The sequence below is a fragment of the Skermanella mucosa genome, assembly GCF_016765655.2.
Classification (GTDB): domain Bacteria; phylum Pseudomonadota; class Alphaproteobacteria; order Azospirillales; family Azospirillaceae; genus Skermanella; species Skermanella mucosa.
Genome location: NZ_CP086107.1, coordinates 513,539 through 527,220 on the forward strand (window position 1 = coordinate 513,539; position 13,682 = coordinate 527,220).

Sequence of the window (13,682 nt, forward strand, 5' to 3'; positions counted from 1 at the left end):
TTACCCGCCGTGGATGTTGTTGCCGTGGGAAACAGCCTATCACCATGGCCGGCCTCGATCGATTCGGGTATGGCGATTCGGCTGGCTGGGGCGCTCGCGTCCCGTCGGCATGCGGACCATGCCGACAGCGTTCAGGAAGGGAGCCGGCTCGCGGCCAATCCCGCCAGCGTGCGCTTGGTCCGCGCGATCGCCCGGTCGGTGTCCGCCAGCAGCGCATCCAGATCGACCGGCGTGGCAGACTGATGACGGTGGGGCCGGGCGGAGATTTCCAGCACCTGCCGCACCGGCTCCTCCAGGTCCCGATCGGATTCCGGCTCGTCCCGGAGCGGCGGCCGGCCGATCATGCCGGCCTGCGGGCGGCGAGGCCCGGCAGTGGCCAAGCGGAGCGGGACCAGGTCGGGCAGGCCGTACAAGCGATGGGTCCGCCGGCCGGTCAGCTCGACCGCGACGCCGAGGCCGACCAGCTCGTTCAGCGCCGTCGTCGCGGCCGGGATGCTGCGGCGGAGCACCCGCGCCAGCTGGGCCGGTCCAAGGGTCGGCGCGGATGCCGGCAGGGTGACGGTGCGGGGCAGGGGAGAGTCGGAACGGACGGCCCGGCGCCGGCCCTGTCCGGCCGGCCCGCTGCTCCAAGGCGTCAAGGGCGTTCAGCCACGCTCTCTCCATCGTCCACAGCAGACGGACACCCTCGTCCGCCTGTTCCGCCAAGGTGTCGAGGATCACAACGAGCCGCCGACCGGCGATGGCTCGGCCGTCGCCCAGCGGGGCATCGCCGGTCAGGTTGGGACACAGGGACCGCATCAGCCCGCGCTCGACCAGCAGCCGGGGGATCGCCGCCCGGATCGCGCCGCGGTCGTCGGATCGCTCCAGCCAAGTCATCAGGCGGGCGGCGGCCGTCGACAGCACCGGACTGTCGGCCGGACCGGAACGCAGGTGCGCCAGCGCCGTCCCGACCGCCGCCTCCAGTTCGGTCCGCTCGCTGTCGGGATCCTCGGCCGGTGGCTCGGCGGGGTCCGCCGCCACGGCCATCAGGCGGTCATGCCGGCAGGCCAGCAGGTATCCCGCCATCTCGATCGAGCGGTCGACCAGCGACTAGCGGCGATCCACGGTCAGCCGCAGGCCCTCAATCATGGCGCCCAGGCGGCGCGGGTCGACGCTGTGTCCATCGGTCTCCGCATGCCGGCACGCCGGGCGGGTTCGATGCCGCCATGCCGGCGCCAGCGGGTGGCCGGTGACGGCGCTTTCGAGCCGGCCAAGCGCGGCTGCGGTGCGCTCCAGGGCCAGCAAGCCTGCGCGGTCGCCGTTGTGTAGTGGCGGAACGTTGTTACTGGCCGTCGCCGTGATCATTGGACCCAGCACCTGCTCGCCCAAGCCTCGTAGGCGCGCGTCACAATGTCTTCGGCTGCAGGCGCCCGCCCTGGTCATCGTAGGTCGTGATCATCACCGCACTGGATGAGGCGCCCGGCAAAGCGCAGCCCGGAGGCATGTCGGTCAGCCATGTCCAGGCGGGCTGCCTAAGTTCGTCCCGCACCAGACCCGGTAGGCTGTCGAAATGGCTCTCGATCTCGCCGGACCGGGCGGGTTCCTGGATCGGGAACCGTGTTTCCGAAAAGATCAGGCTGTCACCGTCGAAGTTGACGAGGCTGGGCATCGGCTGGCCCGGAACGCCGCGCAGCGACCTTTCCAGCACGCCTGGGTGAACAGCGGCGCCATCTCGCCGAGAAAGGCGTCCGCCACCGGACACCGATCGATGGCGCCGATCGGGACGCCCTGCTGCCTGGCCCGCCGCTTGACGCTGCGGGCGAAGCTTTTCCGGGCCTGGGTGAACCCGTCGAGCAGGGCACCGCTGTCCTCGAACGTCAGCGGCATGCCGCCGCCGGCCATGGGCACCTCGGTGCCGCGCGGCAACATTCGGGCGGCGGTGCGGTCCCATTGGGCGAGGCTCCGGGAAGCCGGCCGGTTCTTGACCTGGATCGGATCGCCGCCGCGGATCATGTCCCGGGCCACGAAGTGGCGGCCCGGCGTGGTGCCGACGACCTCGTGTATGCGCATGACCGAACGGCGCAGGGCCTCCAGATAGCGCCTGACCGGCGCCGGCTCCTTCCAGCCGGCGCGCTTGAGATAGTCGTCGACGACGTTCCGGCCGTCAGGTTCGAAGTCGCAGGTCACGAAGTCCTCGAAGGCGCAGCCGATCAGCTGGGTGTAACCGCCCGGTCCGAGCAGATCCGGCAGTTCGTCTGGCTTGAGGTCGAAGTGCCTGAAAGCCGGCTCGAGGTGGTCGGCAATGATGGCGTCGAGACGGCCGCGCCGTTCCCCCCTTCCGCCTACCTCATGATCGCGGCGATTGCCTTGTCGTGAGCGGAAACCCGCATGCCTCGCCCTCCCGGTCACTCATGGGGAGAAACGGTAGCGGGTCAGAAACCGCCCGGCAAAGGCGTAGAAAGGATCAGAGGGGCAGGATATCCTTATCACGGGAGACGAGGGGCGCGGCTCTCATCCAGCTCGCCTGGTCGGGGTCAGCTCGCCAAAGCGGACGGCGTGACCGCGTGAAAATCAGCCAACCCTTCGGTCGTGGAACAATCAGGATCCGGCGGTTCCCGGCTCTTCTGTTCCGGCATCGGTTGGAAAGGGTCTGTCGCCGCGGGCGATCCGGCCGAGCAGACGACGCACCCTGCGGGTCCGCTCGTCGGCTGCGGCGATCAGCCGGTCGAGCGCGTCGAAGTCGAAACTCACTGCCGCGAGGCGCGCCGGCTCGACCGGATCGGTGTCCGGCGTCCTGTCCTCCGCCTGCTGTTCGTCCGCCAGTTCGGCGAAGGGGGCGGTCAGGTCGCGTTTCGGCCGCCCGCGCGGTCCGCCCCTGGCCCGGCGTCGGACGGCGGTGGTCTCGGCCCGGATCGGCAGCAGGCGCTTGAGGCCGTAGAGCCGCCGGGCGCCTCGGCCGGTCCGGCCGGTGACCTCGGCGGCGACCTCGAACCGGACCAGGAAGTCCAGCATCCGCGACGCCCCCTCGACCGAGCAGCCCAGCGCCTCGGCGAGGGCCGAGATGCTGAGCAGGGGCGAGGCGGCCAGCAGGTCGACCGCCGCCGGCAGCCGGCTGTTGGACCGGGCGCCGGCGCGATGGTCGACCCGGAGACGGGCCTGGCGCCACTCCCGCTCCAGCGTCACCAGCAGGTCGCGGCCCTCCGCGGCCTCGCGCCCGACCGTCTCAAGGAAGCGCACCGTGAAGCCGTCGGGATCGTCGGGTCCGGCCCGCAGGGCATCGCCGCCGGTGACGGCGGCCAGGGTATGGATCGTGAGCCCGCGGTCGCGCAGGTAGAGCGGCACGGCGGCACGGATCGCGGGCCGGCTGCCCTGTCCCGCCAGCCAGTCGAGCATGCCGCGGGCCGCGGCGGCGAGCACCGGCCGTCCGCTTTCCCCGGCCCGCAGGCTGTCCAGGGCGATGTCGCGCAGGCGCACTTGGTCGGGATCCGGGGCCGCCATCCAGGAGCGCAACTCGACCGCGTGGTTCAGGCCGGCGATTTCGCGGCCGCGCTCGGGAGCGGAGGTCGTATCGCCGAGCCGGAGCGGCAGTCCGTGGAGGTGGGCGGCGAGGCGGAACAGATCGACCTTGCGGCCGTCGGCCTCGGCGTGGCGGCGGGCGGCGTCGAGTTCGCTCCAGAAGGTCCAGGCCCGGCGGAGCGGGGTGCCGGCCAGGGCGGCGTCGAGGCGGCCGACGGCGACGGCGGCCTGCTCCAGCGCCGTGACGATCCCGCCGGAGACGAACAGGTCAGCCATCCGTCGTCCCGCACCGGCATGCCGTCATCCTCAGCCCTCTCATCGGTGGAATCACCGTTTCCCTACAGCAGGTTGAAGCTATCAATCAACCCAAAACGGTTTTAGGTTGAAACCCATATGATTTTCTCGGGTCTCTGCTCCCGCATCCAAAAGCGCTCCCCGTGCCGGCCGCTGGATGTCGTTGTCGGTCAGTTCGTGAGAAAAGCGGGATTCCGGGCGGTTGGGCACCCTATCAGGCCCTGTTTTGCAGACCGGATCATGCTGAATGTTTTGAGCCGTTCATGCGAAAAGCCCGCCATCCGGACGCGGGGCATCACCGCACGCTGTTGAAAAACAAGCCTTTTCCGAAAAGGAAGCTTGAGGACGCAGCCTGTGCAGGGACCTGACTGTTGCCGGACATCCTGCCGCGTCCTGACGCCGAAACGCCCTCGCGGTTCATCTCGTCCCAATCGGCCAGTCCCCACCGGCAGCAGGGGTACACCGGCCATCACCACCGCCGTGACGCTTAGGTATTTTACCAAACGGCCATTTGCTCATAGCTGCTAGTTTGGTAAAATGACCGAACAGAGGGCTTTTCCGGTTCGAAGGGCGTCCATCACTGTCACTGCGTGGATGTCCAGCACTTTTCACTCAATCCACCCTCAGCTTTTCACCAGAATAACTCTCCTTTTCTCATGAACCTCTCTAAGGAAAGGGACTAACCACCGCGGAATCCCTGACCAACTTTTCGCATCAACTACTCTGCGGTGACAGGGGGAATGGACGGCGATGGCATGGCGCTTTCGCCGTTGTCCGCCGTGGTGCCAGGGCAGGCGCCACCGCAATCCGCCGGAGCCGCACAGTCAGGATCGCTTCCGCATCGATCCGACGAGGGCGACCGGGTTGTGAGCAGTGGGAGGGGCAGGGTGCCGCCAGGCAAGTTTTCGGGGCTATGGCCATTCACTCCGAGCGACCACCGGGTTCGAGCCTAGGTGCGGGTGATTTGCTCCGCCGCGTCCTCGGGCGGGCAGGGGCGGGTTGTTCGACGTCATTCCGGCGCCGCGATCGTGGCTTGTGCGTGGTCCTGCTCCCGCCGTCGTCATCGGTACTGACCCGCACGGTTGAACGCCACAGGAGATAGGCGTTCTCGCGCCGCGTCCGGCTTTCCGGCAGCAGGGCAGGGGGCACCCGGCAGTCCGGCTCGCCCGGCCGCGGCCCCCAGGCCGCCACCCAGGCGCCCTGGTCGGCAAGAACAGCCAGCCGGTCGCGCCACAGGTCATCGGGGGATACCCAGTGCGGATGGGCCTGCGTGCCCCCGGTTATCGCCAGCAGCGCTGCTGCAAGCCGCCACGCGAGCGGTGAGGTCGCTGGCCCGGTATACAGGATCGTCCATGCCTCTCGGATCGCCTCGTCAATGTGGGTCGGCGTCCAAGCTTAGGCCATGACCGTACTACACCTACCGCATTGATTTTTCGTGGAAATTCGCTTCATGAGGTGGCCTTCTATCGGCGCCGATGGAGGGCCATCTTGGGAGCTTTTTTCCTCGGAAAATCAACACTTTGACCCGCCCTAGGTCATGGCCTAAGCTTGAACGCCGATCCACAGATGCAGGGCGACAAGCGAGTCAAGCAGTGTGTCCCCGCTACGCATTACCGCCGCTGTTTGAGCACGGCGTGCAGCAGAAAATGGCCCTGCAGCCAACCCCGCACATAATCCGACAGTCCGAACGTGCTTTGCGACCTAGCGAGAACGGTCCGCAGGATAATCTGGTAGTCCGCCCGTTCGCGGATGAGCTGGCGCAGCAAATGCCCAGTCACGGACTGGCGGAAGCCGACAGTCCGGTGATCGTTCCAGAGATCGCGAAGGCAGCCGACCACCGCCTGCACGTGTGAGATCGGCTCTGCAGCGCGCCCGCCGATCATGTTGCTCAAGGTCCGGAATAGATAGCCGAGCGCATTACCTGCAGCCGCGTCGAGGCGCGCCGCTTGGGCCAACACCGCGCCCGACACACCCAGGTAATTGTGTCCCGCATCTACAAGGTGGGCCGACCAGCGCACGTAGTGGTCGAAGTTGATCGGCTTCCAGTCCAAGGCGACGCTGAAGACAACGTGCAGCCAAGCGCCGCCACTGCCTCCCATGACGCGGTCGACCTCGCGCGTGGGCAGGTCGTCGGTGACGAGCAGCGTCCCAGATTGTCGGGCGAGGATCAGACCGTCGAAGATCTCGGATCGCCCGATGCGCAGGTGCTCCCGCAGGCCTTCCGGCATATCGTCGCTCGCCACCACCGGCGACACGGTCGCGTTCGCCTCCGCCCACTCGATGGCACGGTCAATCTCGTCGCGCAGGCCTGCGACCACCTCCGCCGACACCTCGTGCAGCACTATCCTGCCGTCCTCGTAGCCCGCACTCTTGTGGCCGTCTCGTGCCGAGAACTCGAACTGCTCACGACGTCCGCGGAGCCGGTCCAAGACGCTCTGCGGCAGTTGGATCGGCCCGCACGGCGTCAAGCGCCTCAAGCCGCCACGCCGTCCAGAACGCCAGGAGGTCGGTAACCGGCCGTTCAAGGCCCAGGGACTGGTTTTTTGTAGAGGGGTATGAGGTCGCGCAGGCTCTCGATGCCGAAGGCAGTGAACGCCAGGACTTCCTCGCCTCCGACGCCGTAGATCCAGAGGACGCCGTCCTCGGGTTCCATGTCGAGACTGACCTCGTGCAGCAGATCCTCGTCCTCGCCGAGCATGTCGGCGACGCGAGCGATGGTGAAGACGGAGCCGATCGCGGCCATTTCAGGCGGCTTGTGCCCGGAGCGCCTCGCTGGAGGCCCAGTTCCAGGGCAGGAGTTCGTGCAGGCGGCTGACCAGCTGGTCGCCGATGCGGTCGAGTACGGCCGCGAGATAGGCCTCGGGATCGAGACCCGAGAGCTTGGCCGTCTCGATGATCGTCATCGCGTCCGCGATCACCGCGCCGCCGGCGTCCGAGCCGGCGAAGAGATAGTTCTTCCTGCCCACCGAGATCGGCCGGATCGCCCGCTCGGCCGGATTGTTGTCGATCGCCACGCGCCCATCCTCGAGGAACAGGGAGAAGGCCTCGACGCGCTTGAGGAAGTAGCGCATTGCGGTTGGCAGGTCGCCCTTGCCGGGAATGCGCCGGAGCCGGTCCTCGCACCAGGCCAGGAAGGCTTCGACCGGACCCCGGCTTCGCTCCTGCCGAATGCGGCGGCGCTCCTCCGCCGGTCGCCCGGTGATCTCGCGCTCGATGTCGTACAGGACGCCGATCCGCTCCAGCGCCTCAAGGGCGATTGGGGAGCCGGTGGACTTCCAGACGTCGTGGAAGGCGCGGCGCAGATGAGCCCAGCACGCCGCCTCGCGGATCCGCCGATGACCCTCGGCGCCCGGCTGGTAGAGCTTCCTGAAGCCGCCGTAGGCGTCGGCCTGCAACACGCCCTCGAAGCCCGCGAGATGGGCCTGCGGGTGCTCGCCCTTGCGGTCGGGCGAGAAGAAGTAGGTCACGGCGGGCGGATCGCTTCCGCCCCAGGGCCGGTCGTCGCGGAGATAAACCCAGATCCGTCCTTCCTTGACCCCGCGGGTTTTGCCCTCGGCGGCGCGGCGTCCGGGATCGAGGACGCGGATTGGGGTATCGTCCGCGTGCAGCCGGTCCGACCGCATGACCTCGGCGCGGATCAGCTCGGTCAGGGGGCGCAGCGCCGCGACCGCCTGGCCGCACCAGTCGATCAGGGTGGACCGGGGAATGTCGGCCCCCATCCGGGCGAAGATCTCGCCCTGGCGGTACAGGGGCAGGTGATCGTCGAACTTCGAGACCAGGACATGGGCCAGCAGGGCCGGACCCGCCATTCCCCGCCGGATCGGCCGGGACGGCGCCGGCTCCTGGACGATCCTCTCGCACAGCCGGCAGGACTTCTTCAGCCTGCTGGTCTCGATCACCTTGAGCTTGGCCGCGACGAACTCGAGGACCTCGGACAAGTCCTCGCCGAGCAGACGAAGCGGGCCGCGGCAGTCGGGGCAGTGGTCGCCGGGATCGAGCACGATCCGCTCGCGCGGCGCGTCGTCGCGAAGGCGCGGTTTACCCCGCCGGCGCGGTTCGGTCCTCGGCAATGCCGGCTCCTCCCCGGCGTCATCGGCATCGGAACGTTCGGCCGAAGCGTCGTTGGCGGCCATCGCCACCTCGACGTCCTCGAGCGTCAGCTGGAGTTGCTCGAGTTCACGGCCGATCCGCTCCGAACTCGGTCCGAACCGCTGCCGCCGCAGCTTGGCGATCTGGATCCGGAGCGCCTGGACCAGGGCCTCGAAGGCCAGCGCCGAGGCCCTGGCGCGGGCCATCTCCTCACGCTGGGCAAGGATGATCGCCTTCAGGGCGGCTGGGTCGTCGGGCAGGGCATCGGGCAACGGCGGCATGGAACAAGTCTAACAAAAATCCGCCCCTGGTGACAGTATTCATCAGTCATGAACAGGGAAAATCATCCCACCCGCATCGGTCCGGCAGTCCAGGCGGGACGCCTCCAGTCGATTCCCTCCCACAGCATTGCCAGTTGTGCCGCCGTCAGCCGTACCGATCCGTCCGAAGGTGCCGGCCAGGGGAAGCGGCCCTGCTCGAGAACCTTGTAATACAGACAAAACCCCTGGCCGTCCCAGTGGAGCAGCTTGATTCTGTCGCCCCGACGCCCCCGGAAGGCGAAGACGGCACCCGAGCCGGGGGCCTGCCGGAGGTGCTCCTGCGCGACCGCCGCCAGCCCGGTGATTCCCTTGCGCAGGTCCGTGACCCCGCAGGCGAGATAGACCCGAACGCCGGTGCCCAGGCCGATCATGCCGCCTCCGCGACCCGGATCAGCCGCATCAGAACGCGATCCGGAAGGTCGGCGGCAAAGCGCAGGGTGCGGCCACTGCGCAGCCCGATCTCGACAGGGTGGCTTGGCGCATCCCCGCCACATCCGGCGCCCAGGCCCGGCTCCTCCTCCGTCACCTCGACCGGGAGGAATACGGCCTTGCCCGTTGGATGGACGGCCTTGCGCTTCAACTCGCAGCGCCACTGATAGATGTTCTGCCGGGAGATGTCATGCCGGCGCGCCACCTCCGAGACGCTCGACCCGGGAGCGGCAGCCTCGGCGACAATCCGCATCTTCTCGTCCAAAGACCAGCGACGCCGGCGCTCACTTCCATTCAGAACCTCCACCCGCATATCTCACCTCGCTGTTGACGTCCATAACGACGTCGTTAACGACGTAAGCTATCTCGATAGCAAAATCCTTGTAAGGCGGCCTGGATCGGCCGGTTACGGAGGTCGAGCACGCAGCCGCGTCGCGCGTTCTCGCGGACCGCCCGGCTGGCGGACTCGCGCTCATCGAGGTTTCCAACCGCGACCTTGAGCTTCACGCCATGCCCGGCCAGTCCGCCCGCCACCTCGATCGTGTCCATGCCGACCCGATGCGAGAGGACGCCGAGCGGCATCGGGCCGTTGAGGTACTGGGTTTCCTCCTCCTCGATCCAGTCGCGCCGCGCCTTCACTTGTGCGATCAGACCGTCGAGTCCGCCCGGCTGCGTGACGTCGACCGAGACGCGCCTGAACCCGGTGATCTCAGGGAAGCGCGTCTCGTGATGCTCAATCACGTAGTGGAGCCGGGCGACGTACTTGTGCCGAACCTGGCGAACGACGCCTTCGCGCCCGTCCGGGCCAACGAAGCGCTCGCCCACTTTGAGCCCCGTCACGGCCCGCACCAGCGCGTGGTCCGGCTCCCAGGACTCGGGATCGAACTTGCGCAACGCCGCATCGGGCTCGACGACGAAGAAGAGCTCCGCGCCGTCATCGTACGCGAGATCCACGGCTGCGTTCGGACCGACAGCCGACACGTTCCACAGCCGCGGTTTGTCCTTCTCACCTCGACCCTCGTCCAGAACGAGCATCGACAGCGTTATCCAGGCCCGAGACCGATCGCGATGCTGCAGGAACAATCGGTAGGCGAAGTCGGCCGCGCGCTCGGCGAATCCGAAGTGGCCGAGCAGTGACGCCAAGCGGAATTGGTCGCTCGGTCGGTTCCACGGCAAGCGCTCGAGCGGCTTCTCCAACTCCGAGAACAGTTCGACGGAGCGGTCCTGCCGAACGAAGATCTCAATCCTGAGCAGTCGCGCCCGCGGCTGGTCGGACTCCTGGGCCAACAGGTCGTCCACGGCCGCCATCGCGGCGGTCAGGTCCCCCACGTTCCAGGCGTGTGCCGCGACCGTCCAGAGCGTCGCCGGGTCGTTGCGCACCTCCGGCGCCGCCTCGGCCAAAGCCGTTTGGAACGCCGCGTCGCGACGCGCGCCTGCTAAGCTCTGGAGGAACAACGACGTCGACGGGCTCGGCCGCGTCAGATCGACATGCCCCTCGAGAAGCCTCGACGCCTCGTCCGGCAGATCCTGGTTCCGAAGCTCAACCGCCAAGAAGTAGCGCGAAACCATGTCGAGATCGGACGGCACGGAAGCCGCGAGCGCCCGCAGCCGATCCTGGGCAGCCTCCTCATCCGCCACCGTCTTCCGCTCGCCCCGAATCTCCAGCAGGCTCGCGCCGATTTCCTGCGGGTCGATGGCACGTAGGCCGGCTACCGCAGCATCGAGACTGGCCCGATCATCCAGGCGCAGGGCGCACTCGCCGATGATCCGCCAGCGAAGCCGTTGCAGCCGCTCCGGCAGACCATCCGTTTCGGTTGCAAGCGCGCCCGCCATAGCGCCGGCCGCGTCACCGGAGGAGGCTTGTAGCTCGGCCCGGAGGATCTGGTTTTCCGGGTCGGTGTCCCCATCGAGCGCTGCGACAGCTTCCTCGTCACGATCCTGAACCGAGCGAGCCAGGGCTAGCAGGCGTCTCAGTTGCGGTTGGTCGCCAACCTTCGGCATCCCGCGCACGAGGAGCGCCTCGCTCTCGCCGTGGCGTTCGCAGAGCCGAAGCAGAACGGCGGCGTTGTTCAGATGAACCATCAAGTCGTGTGCATCAGGGAACCCGACGGCAAGGCAGTGCTCGACCAAGGCCTTCATGTCGTCCGCCGCCGCGCTCAGCTCGGCGCTGGTCACAGGGCCGTGACCGCCGGGGATGATCGCTCCCGACTCGACCGCCAGCGACAGCACGGCGATAGCCCGAACGAGCTTAAACTCCGGCAGTTGGGCATGGCGGCGCGCCATTTCGAGGCTGCGTTCGGCCCAGCCCGGCACGTCTCGGCGGCGCAGAAACTCCGCCATGCCGATGTCCGCCTGCGCCGAGCCCACGAGGTCCGGCGGAATGAGGGTCTCAGGATCTTCCTGCCAGTCGGACCGGGCAGCCGCCTGGAGCAGGTAACCCACCGCGTGGTCGGCCCGTGGGTCGCCGTTGAGGGCGGATTGCGCCGCGGCCATCGCCTCTTCGAACCGCCCCTGTATGGTTCGGGCCAAGGCCAGGTTCGCCAGCGCGTTGGGATCTTCGGGGCGAACCGCGTGGGCGGCCTCGAAGCGGGTGGCTGCTTCCGCCTCGCGCCCAAGGTCGATCGCAATCGAGCCGAGGTTCGTCTCGATGCGATATCGCGCCCATGGCTTCGCCGACAGGTCTTCCCTACTCAAGATCGCTAGCAACCCCTTCTCGGCGAGCAGCGGCTCACCCTGCTCCTTGAAGAGATCGCGAAAGGTGTCGATGCGGGCATGGAGCGCCGGATCTTCTTCGGCGCTGGCGGCGCCCTCACGCGGCGCGGCGGTCAGGCTGGCGCCGCGCATCTGCTTCACGACCTGGGCCGCGACGAGCGCCGCGAACTCCGGTGTGCCAGCGGCTGGTCCCGTGTTCTGGGGCACGGAGCTGGCGACTGCGGAGGGATGGAAAGCGTTGTACGCCACCTCGTGGGGCGCGATGAGCGTCTGGAGCTGCCCCCACCCGTAGACCACGATCGTCAGATCGTGCCTCTCGGCCTTCAGCTTCCGGGTGACGGCGATGGCGGCGTCGGACGCCGTCGTGTCGTCCGGTGCCGTGGTCGCGAAGATGAGCTCCTTCAACCCCGCCTTGAGATTCAGCGCCTCCCGGGCGTCGGAGAGGATCTTCGCCTCTTTGATCGGATTGGTGATGAGCCGACACTGCACCCCAACAAAGTGTTCGTCCCGTCCATCGCGGCGGGCGAGGATGTCGATGCCGCCCTGTTTCTGCCCGGCGCGGCCATATTCCTGCGCGTGGGGGTCGTTCAGCTCGGCGCGGAACAGCAGCACGCAGTTTCGCTGGAATGCTTGCCAGTCCTTCGGCTTTGGGATCTCGATCGCGAGCCGCGTCGTGATCGGGATACTCGCCTTCCCGCCCTGGCCGAGAGGCGGGAAAGGAAGAATACTATTGTCGGGCTCCACCCCTTCGGACACGTCGCGACCTACTCGTTCCCGCAACGCCTCCTTTTGCGCTCGCCGTCGGCTGGTTGCGATTACCTACTGCTCATCACCCGGGCTCGGGGAGGGCTGACAAATCATAGGGATCGGTCACTCGATACGCCAGACTTGGCTGCACGGCTCTGTCAACTTTCGGGGCGAGTTGCGCAGCAGACAAGCGTCTGACTACCAGAAGCTATATCAGGCGGCGGAGATCAGGTCCCGCAGCGCGACCACGCGCTGCACGTGGATGACCCGCCGACAGGTCAGCGAGATGGTCTGGTTGATGTATGTAGCTGGCCTCAGAGCTGTAACCCGCCACGTCCTGTTCGCCTGGGACCGGGACGGGTCCTGATACTCCTGTCTGGAACAGCGAAGGCGTGCGATTGCTTATCAAGTAGCCATGGCCAAGCCGGAGGCGTAACCAGCTTGGCCTCTGGAAAGCTGACCGAAACCGAACTGGCCGTTAATCAAGACGCTGCGAGCCTCGAGCGGCAGAACGGCGAAAAGTAGAGCCGGAAGTAGCCCGGTCATGGGCTGAGTTGGAATGCAGCTGCCTGCCCGTGGGTGCTATGCACTTGGCGGACAGGCGGCTCTATTTCAGGTTTCTTTGCGACCGCTCTGCCGTCTCATCATGGTTCCGGCCGCAACGAGACCGACCATCAGCATGGCACCGGTGGCGGGCTCGGGAACTGAAACCGGATCGCCATCCAGGAGATTCAGCTCAATATCATCAACCCAGCCGCCTTCGCTGATGGCGAACGTGAAGCGAAAATTACACTGAGTGAACGGCTCATCGACACCGCAGAAAGCCTGCTGCGCGAAATCGCCGAACCCGTCGCTGCCAAAAAACTGCTTTCGAACATCGAGATCGAACAGCACCGTGTAGCTGTCGCCATCGACAGTCAATGCGGTACCGGATTGCGTAAACGGATATGAGACGATGTCAGGAAGATTCCCACTCTCATCCTCCTGAACAAAGATTGGCGTAAACCCTTCCGCGAACCTCAGCTCGCGTAATCCTGATCCCTGGAATGAGAACTCATACCTGCCGCTATACAGGTTCGGCAACGGTCCGGTCGTAAAACTTGCTGCCGATCCTGGAATGGGGCTGCCGTTGTCCGTGGTTTGCCCCGGCTCGGCATAGGCCGCGAAGTTGCCCGATCCCCCTCCTGCCACGTCAGGAGGCGCGGCAACAAGGCAGCCGGTATAACCGAGAAGGAAATCGGTACCCGTGCAATTGCTGCTGGCTCCGATCTCGCCACTCTCGAAATCATTCTGATACACAACGATCGCTGAAGCCGTCGATGCCAGCGAGCAGGAAAAAGCCAGCGCCAGTGCCGAGAGCCCAGCGAACCTATTGATTTCGATCACATCATCCTCCCCTGAGTCTCAGGTTCAAATAGGTGTCATGATCATCACCGGGACAAGGCGCTCATCCAGCATAACCCAACTGAGGCATACCGCTAATAAAACAAGCTGATGATCTCAGGTAAAGAACTGGAGGACAGAAACAATAACTTGTCTGCCAGACCAAGGATACCGCCTACCTTTTCTGGAGATCCTTCGATCCGCGAACAGGTT

Annotated in this window: 13 protein-coding genes; 1 reads left to right on the forward strand and 12 read right to left on the reverse strand. The window is 66.6% G+C overall.

Annotation, left to right across the window (positions count from 1 at the left end; translation table 11 throughout):
- Window positions 1-131: 131 nt before the first annotated feature.
- Window positions 132-638, reverse strand: coding sequence for a hypothetical protein (locus JL100_RS32275; protein WP_202685311.1), 507 nt, complete (start codon window positions 636-638; stop codon window positions 132-134).
- 140 nt (window positions 639-778) lie between these two features.
- On the opposite strand from JL100_RS32275, the gene JL100_RS32280 reads away from it, so the two are divergent.
- Window positions 779-1,093 (forward strand): hypothetical protein, encoded by a 315-nt coding sequence (locus tag JL100_RS32280; RefSeq protein ID WP_202685312.1) that lies wholly within the window; start codon window positions 779-781, stop codon window positions 1,091-1,093.
- On the opposite strand, the gene JL100_RS32285 is transcribed toward JL100_RS32280, so the two are convergent.
- The 11 genes from JL100_RS32285 to JL100_RS32335 all read right to left on the reverse strand — a co-directional run bounded on the left by JL100_RS32285 (window position 1,090) and on the right by JL100_RS32335 (window position 13,472).
- Window positions 1,090-1,344, reverse strand: a complete 255-nt coding sequence (locus JL100_RS32285) for a hypothetical protein (RefSeq protein ID WP_202685313.1) — start codon at window positions 1,342-1,344, stop codon at window positions 1,090-1,092. The two genes, JL100_RS32280 and JL100_RS32285, sit on opposite strands and share 4 nt — an antisense overlap.
- Window positions 1,345-1,384: 40 nt before the next feature.
- On the reverse strand, window positions 1,385-1,648 hold the full coding sequence (locus tag JL100_RS32290; RefSeq protein WP_202685314.1) for a hypothetical protein: 264 nt from the start codon (window positions 1,646-1,648) through the stop codon (window positions 1,385-1,387).
- A complete protein-coding gene (locus JL100_RS32295) occupies window positions 1,612-2,166 on the reverse strand; it encodes a hypothetical protein (RefSeq protein ID WP_202685315.1) in 555 nt (184 codons plus the stop codon). Before JL100_RS32295 ends, JL100_RS32290 begins: the two co-directional genes overlap by 37 nt.
- 411 nt (window positions 2,167-2,577) lie before the next feature.
- Complete coding sequence (locus JL100_RS32300; RefSeq protein ID WP_202685316.1) at window positions 2,578-3,771, reverse strand: hypothetical protein; 1,194 nt, start codon at window positions 3,769-3,771, stop codon at window positions 2,578-2,580.
- A 1,628-nt stretch (window positions 3,772-5,399) separates the two neighbouring features.
- Complete coding sequence (locus JL100_RS32305; protein WP_323378593.1) at window positions 5,400-6,314, reverse strand: PIN domain-containing protein; 915 nt, start codon at window positions 6,312-6,314, stop codon at window positions 5,400-5,402.
- Window positions 6,311-6,532: a hypothetical protein gene (locus JL100_RS32310; RefSeq protein WP_202685789.1), complete on the reverse strand. Its 222-nt coding sequence runs from the start codon at window positions 6,530-6,532 to the stop codon at window positions 6,311-6,313. Before JL100_RS32310 ends, JL100_RS32305 begins: the two co-directional genes overlap by 4 nt.
- A gap of 1 nt (window position 6,533) precedes the next feature.
- The gene (tnpC, locus tag JL100_RS32315) at window positions 6,534-8,159 is read right to left on the reverse strand and encodes an IS66 family transposase (RefSeq protein ID WP_202685790.1); all 1,626 of its coding nucleotides are present in this window, start codon (window positions 8,157-8,159) and stop codon (window positions 6,534-6,536) included.
- Between the two features lie 62 nt (window positions 8,160-8,221).
- Window positions 8,222-8,569: an IS66 family insertion sequence element accessory protein TnpB gene (gene tnpB / locus JL100_RS32320; protein WP_202685791.1), complete on the reverse strand. Its 348-nt coding sequence runs from the start codon at window positions 8,567-8,569 to the stop codon at window positions 8,222-8,224.
- Window positions 8,566-8,940 (reverse strand): IS66-like element accessory protein TnpA, encoded by a 375-nt coding sequence (tnpA, locus tag JL100_RS32325; protein ID WP_228421521.1) that lies wholly within the window; start codon window positions 8,938-8,940, stop codon window positions 8,566-8,568. Before tnpA ends, tnpB begins: the two co-directional genes overlap by 4 nt.
- A gap of 35 nt (window positions 8,941-8,975) precedes the next feature.
- Window positions 8,976-12,095: a tetratricopeptide repeat protein gene (locus JL100_RS32330; RefSeq protein ID WP_228421556.1), complete on the reverse strand. Its 3,120-nt coding sequence runs from the start codon at window positions 12,093-12,095 to the stop codon at window positions 8,976-8,978.
- A gap of 603 nt (window positions 12,096-12,698) precedes the next feature.
- The gene (locus tag JL100_RS32335; protein ID WP_202685168.1) at window positions 12,699-13,472 is read right to left on the reverse strand and encodes a PEP-CTERM sorting domain-containing protein; all 774 of its coding nucleotides are present in this window, start codon (window positions 13,470-13,472) and stop codon (window positions 12,699-12,701) included.
- Window positions 13,473-13,682 lie beyond the last annotated feature (210 nt).

Excerpts from the sequence above, each read along its gene's own strand:
- JL100_RS32285 (WP_202685313.1), bottom strand. The coding sequence starts at position 1,344 with ATGATCACGGCGACGGCCAGTAACAACGTTCCGCCACTACACAACGGC.
- JL100_RS32290 (WP_202685314.1), bottom strand. The coding sequence starts at position 1,648 with ATGCCCAGCCTCGTCAACTTCGACGGTGACAGCCTGATCTTTTCGGAA.
- JL100_RS32300 (WP_202685316.1), bottom strand. The coding sequence starts at position 3,771 with ATGGCTGACCTGTTCGTCTCCGGCGGGATCGTCACGGCGCTGGAGCAG.
- JL100_RS32310 (WP_202685789.1), bottom strand. The coding sequence starts at position 6,532 with ATGGCCGCGATCGGCTCCGTCTTCACCATCGCTCGCGTCGCCGACATG.
- tnpC (WP_202685790.1), bottom strand. The coding sequence starts at position 8,159 with ATGCCGCCGTTGCCCGATGCCCTGCCCGACGACCCAGCCGCCCTGAAG.
- tnpB (WP_202685791.1), bottom strand. The coding sequence starts at position 8,569 with ATGATCGGCCTGGGCACCGGCGTTCGGGTCTATCTCGCCTGCGGGGTC.
- tnpA (WP_228421521.1), bottom strand. The coding sequence starts at position 8,940 with ATGCGGGTGGAGGTTCTGAATGGAAGTGAGCGCCGGCGTCGCTGGTCT.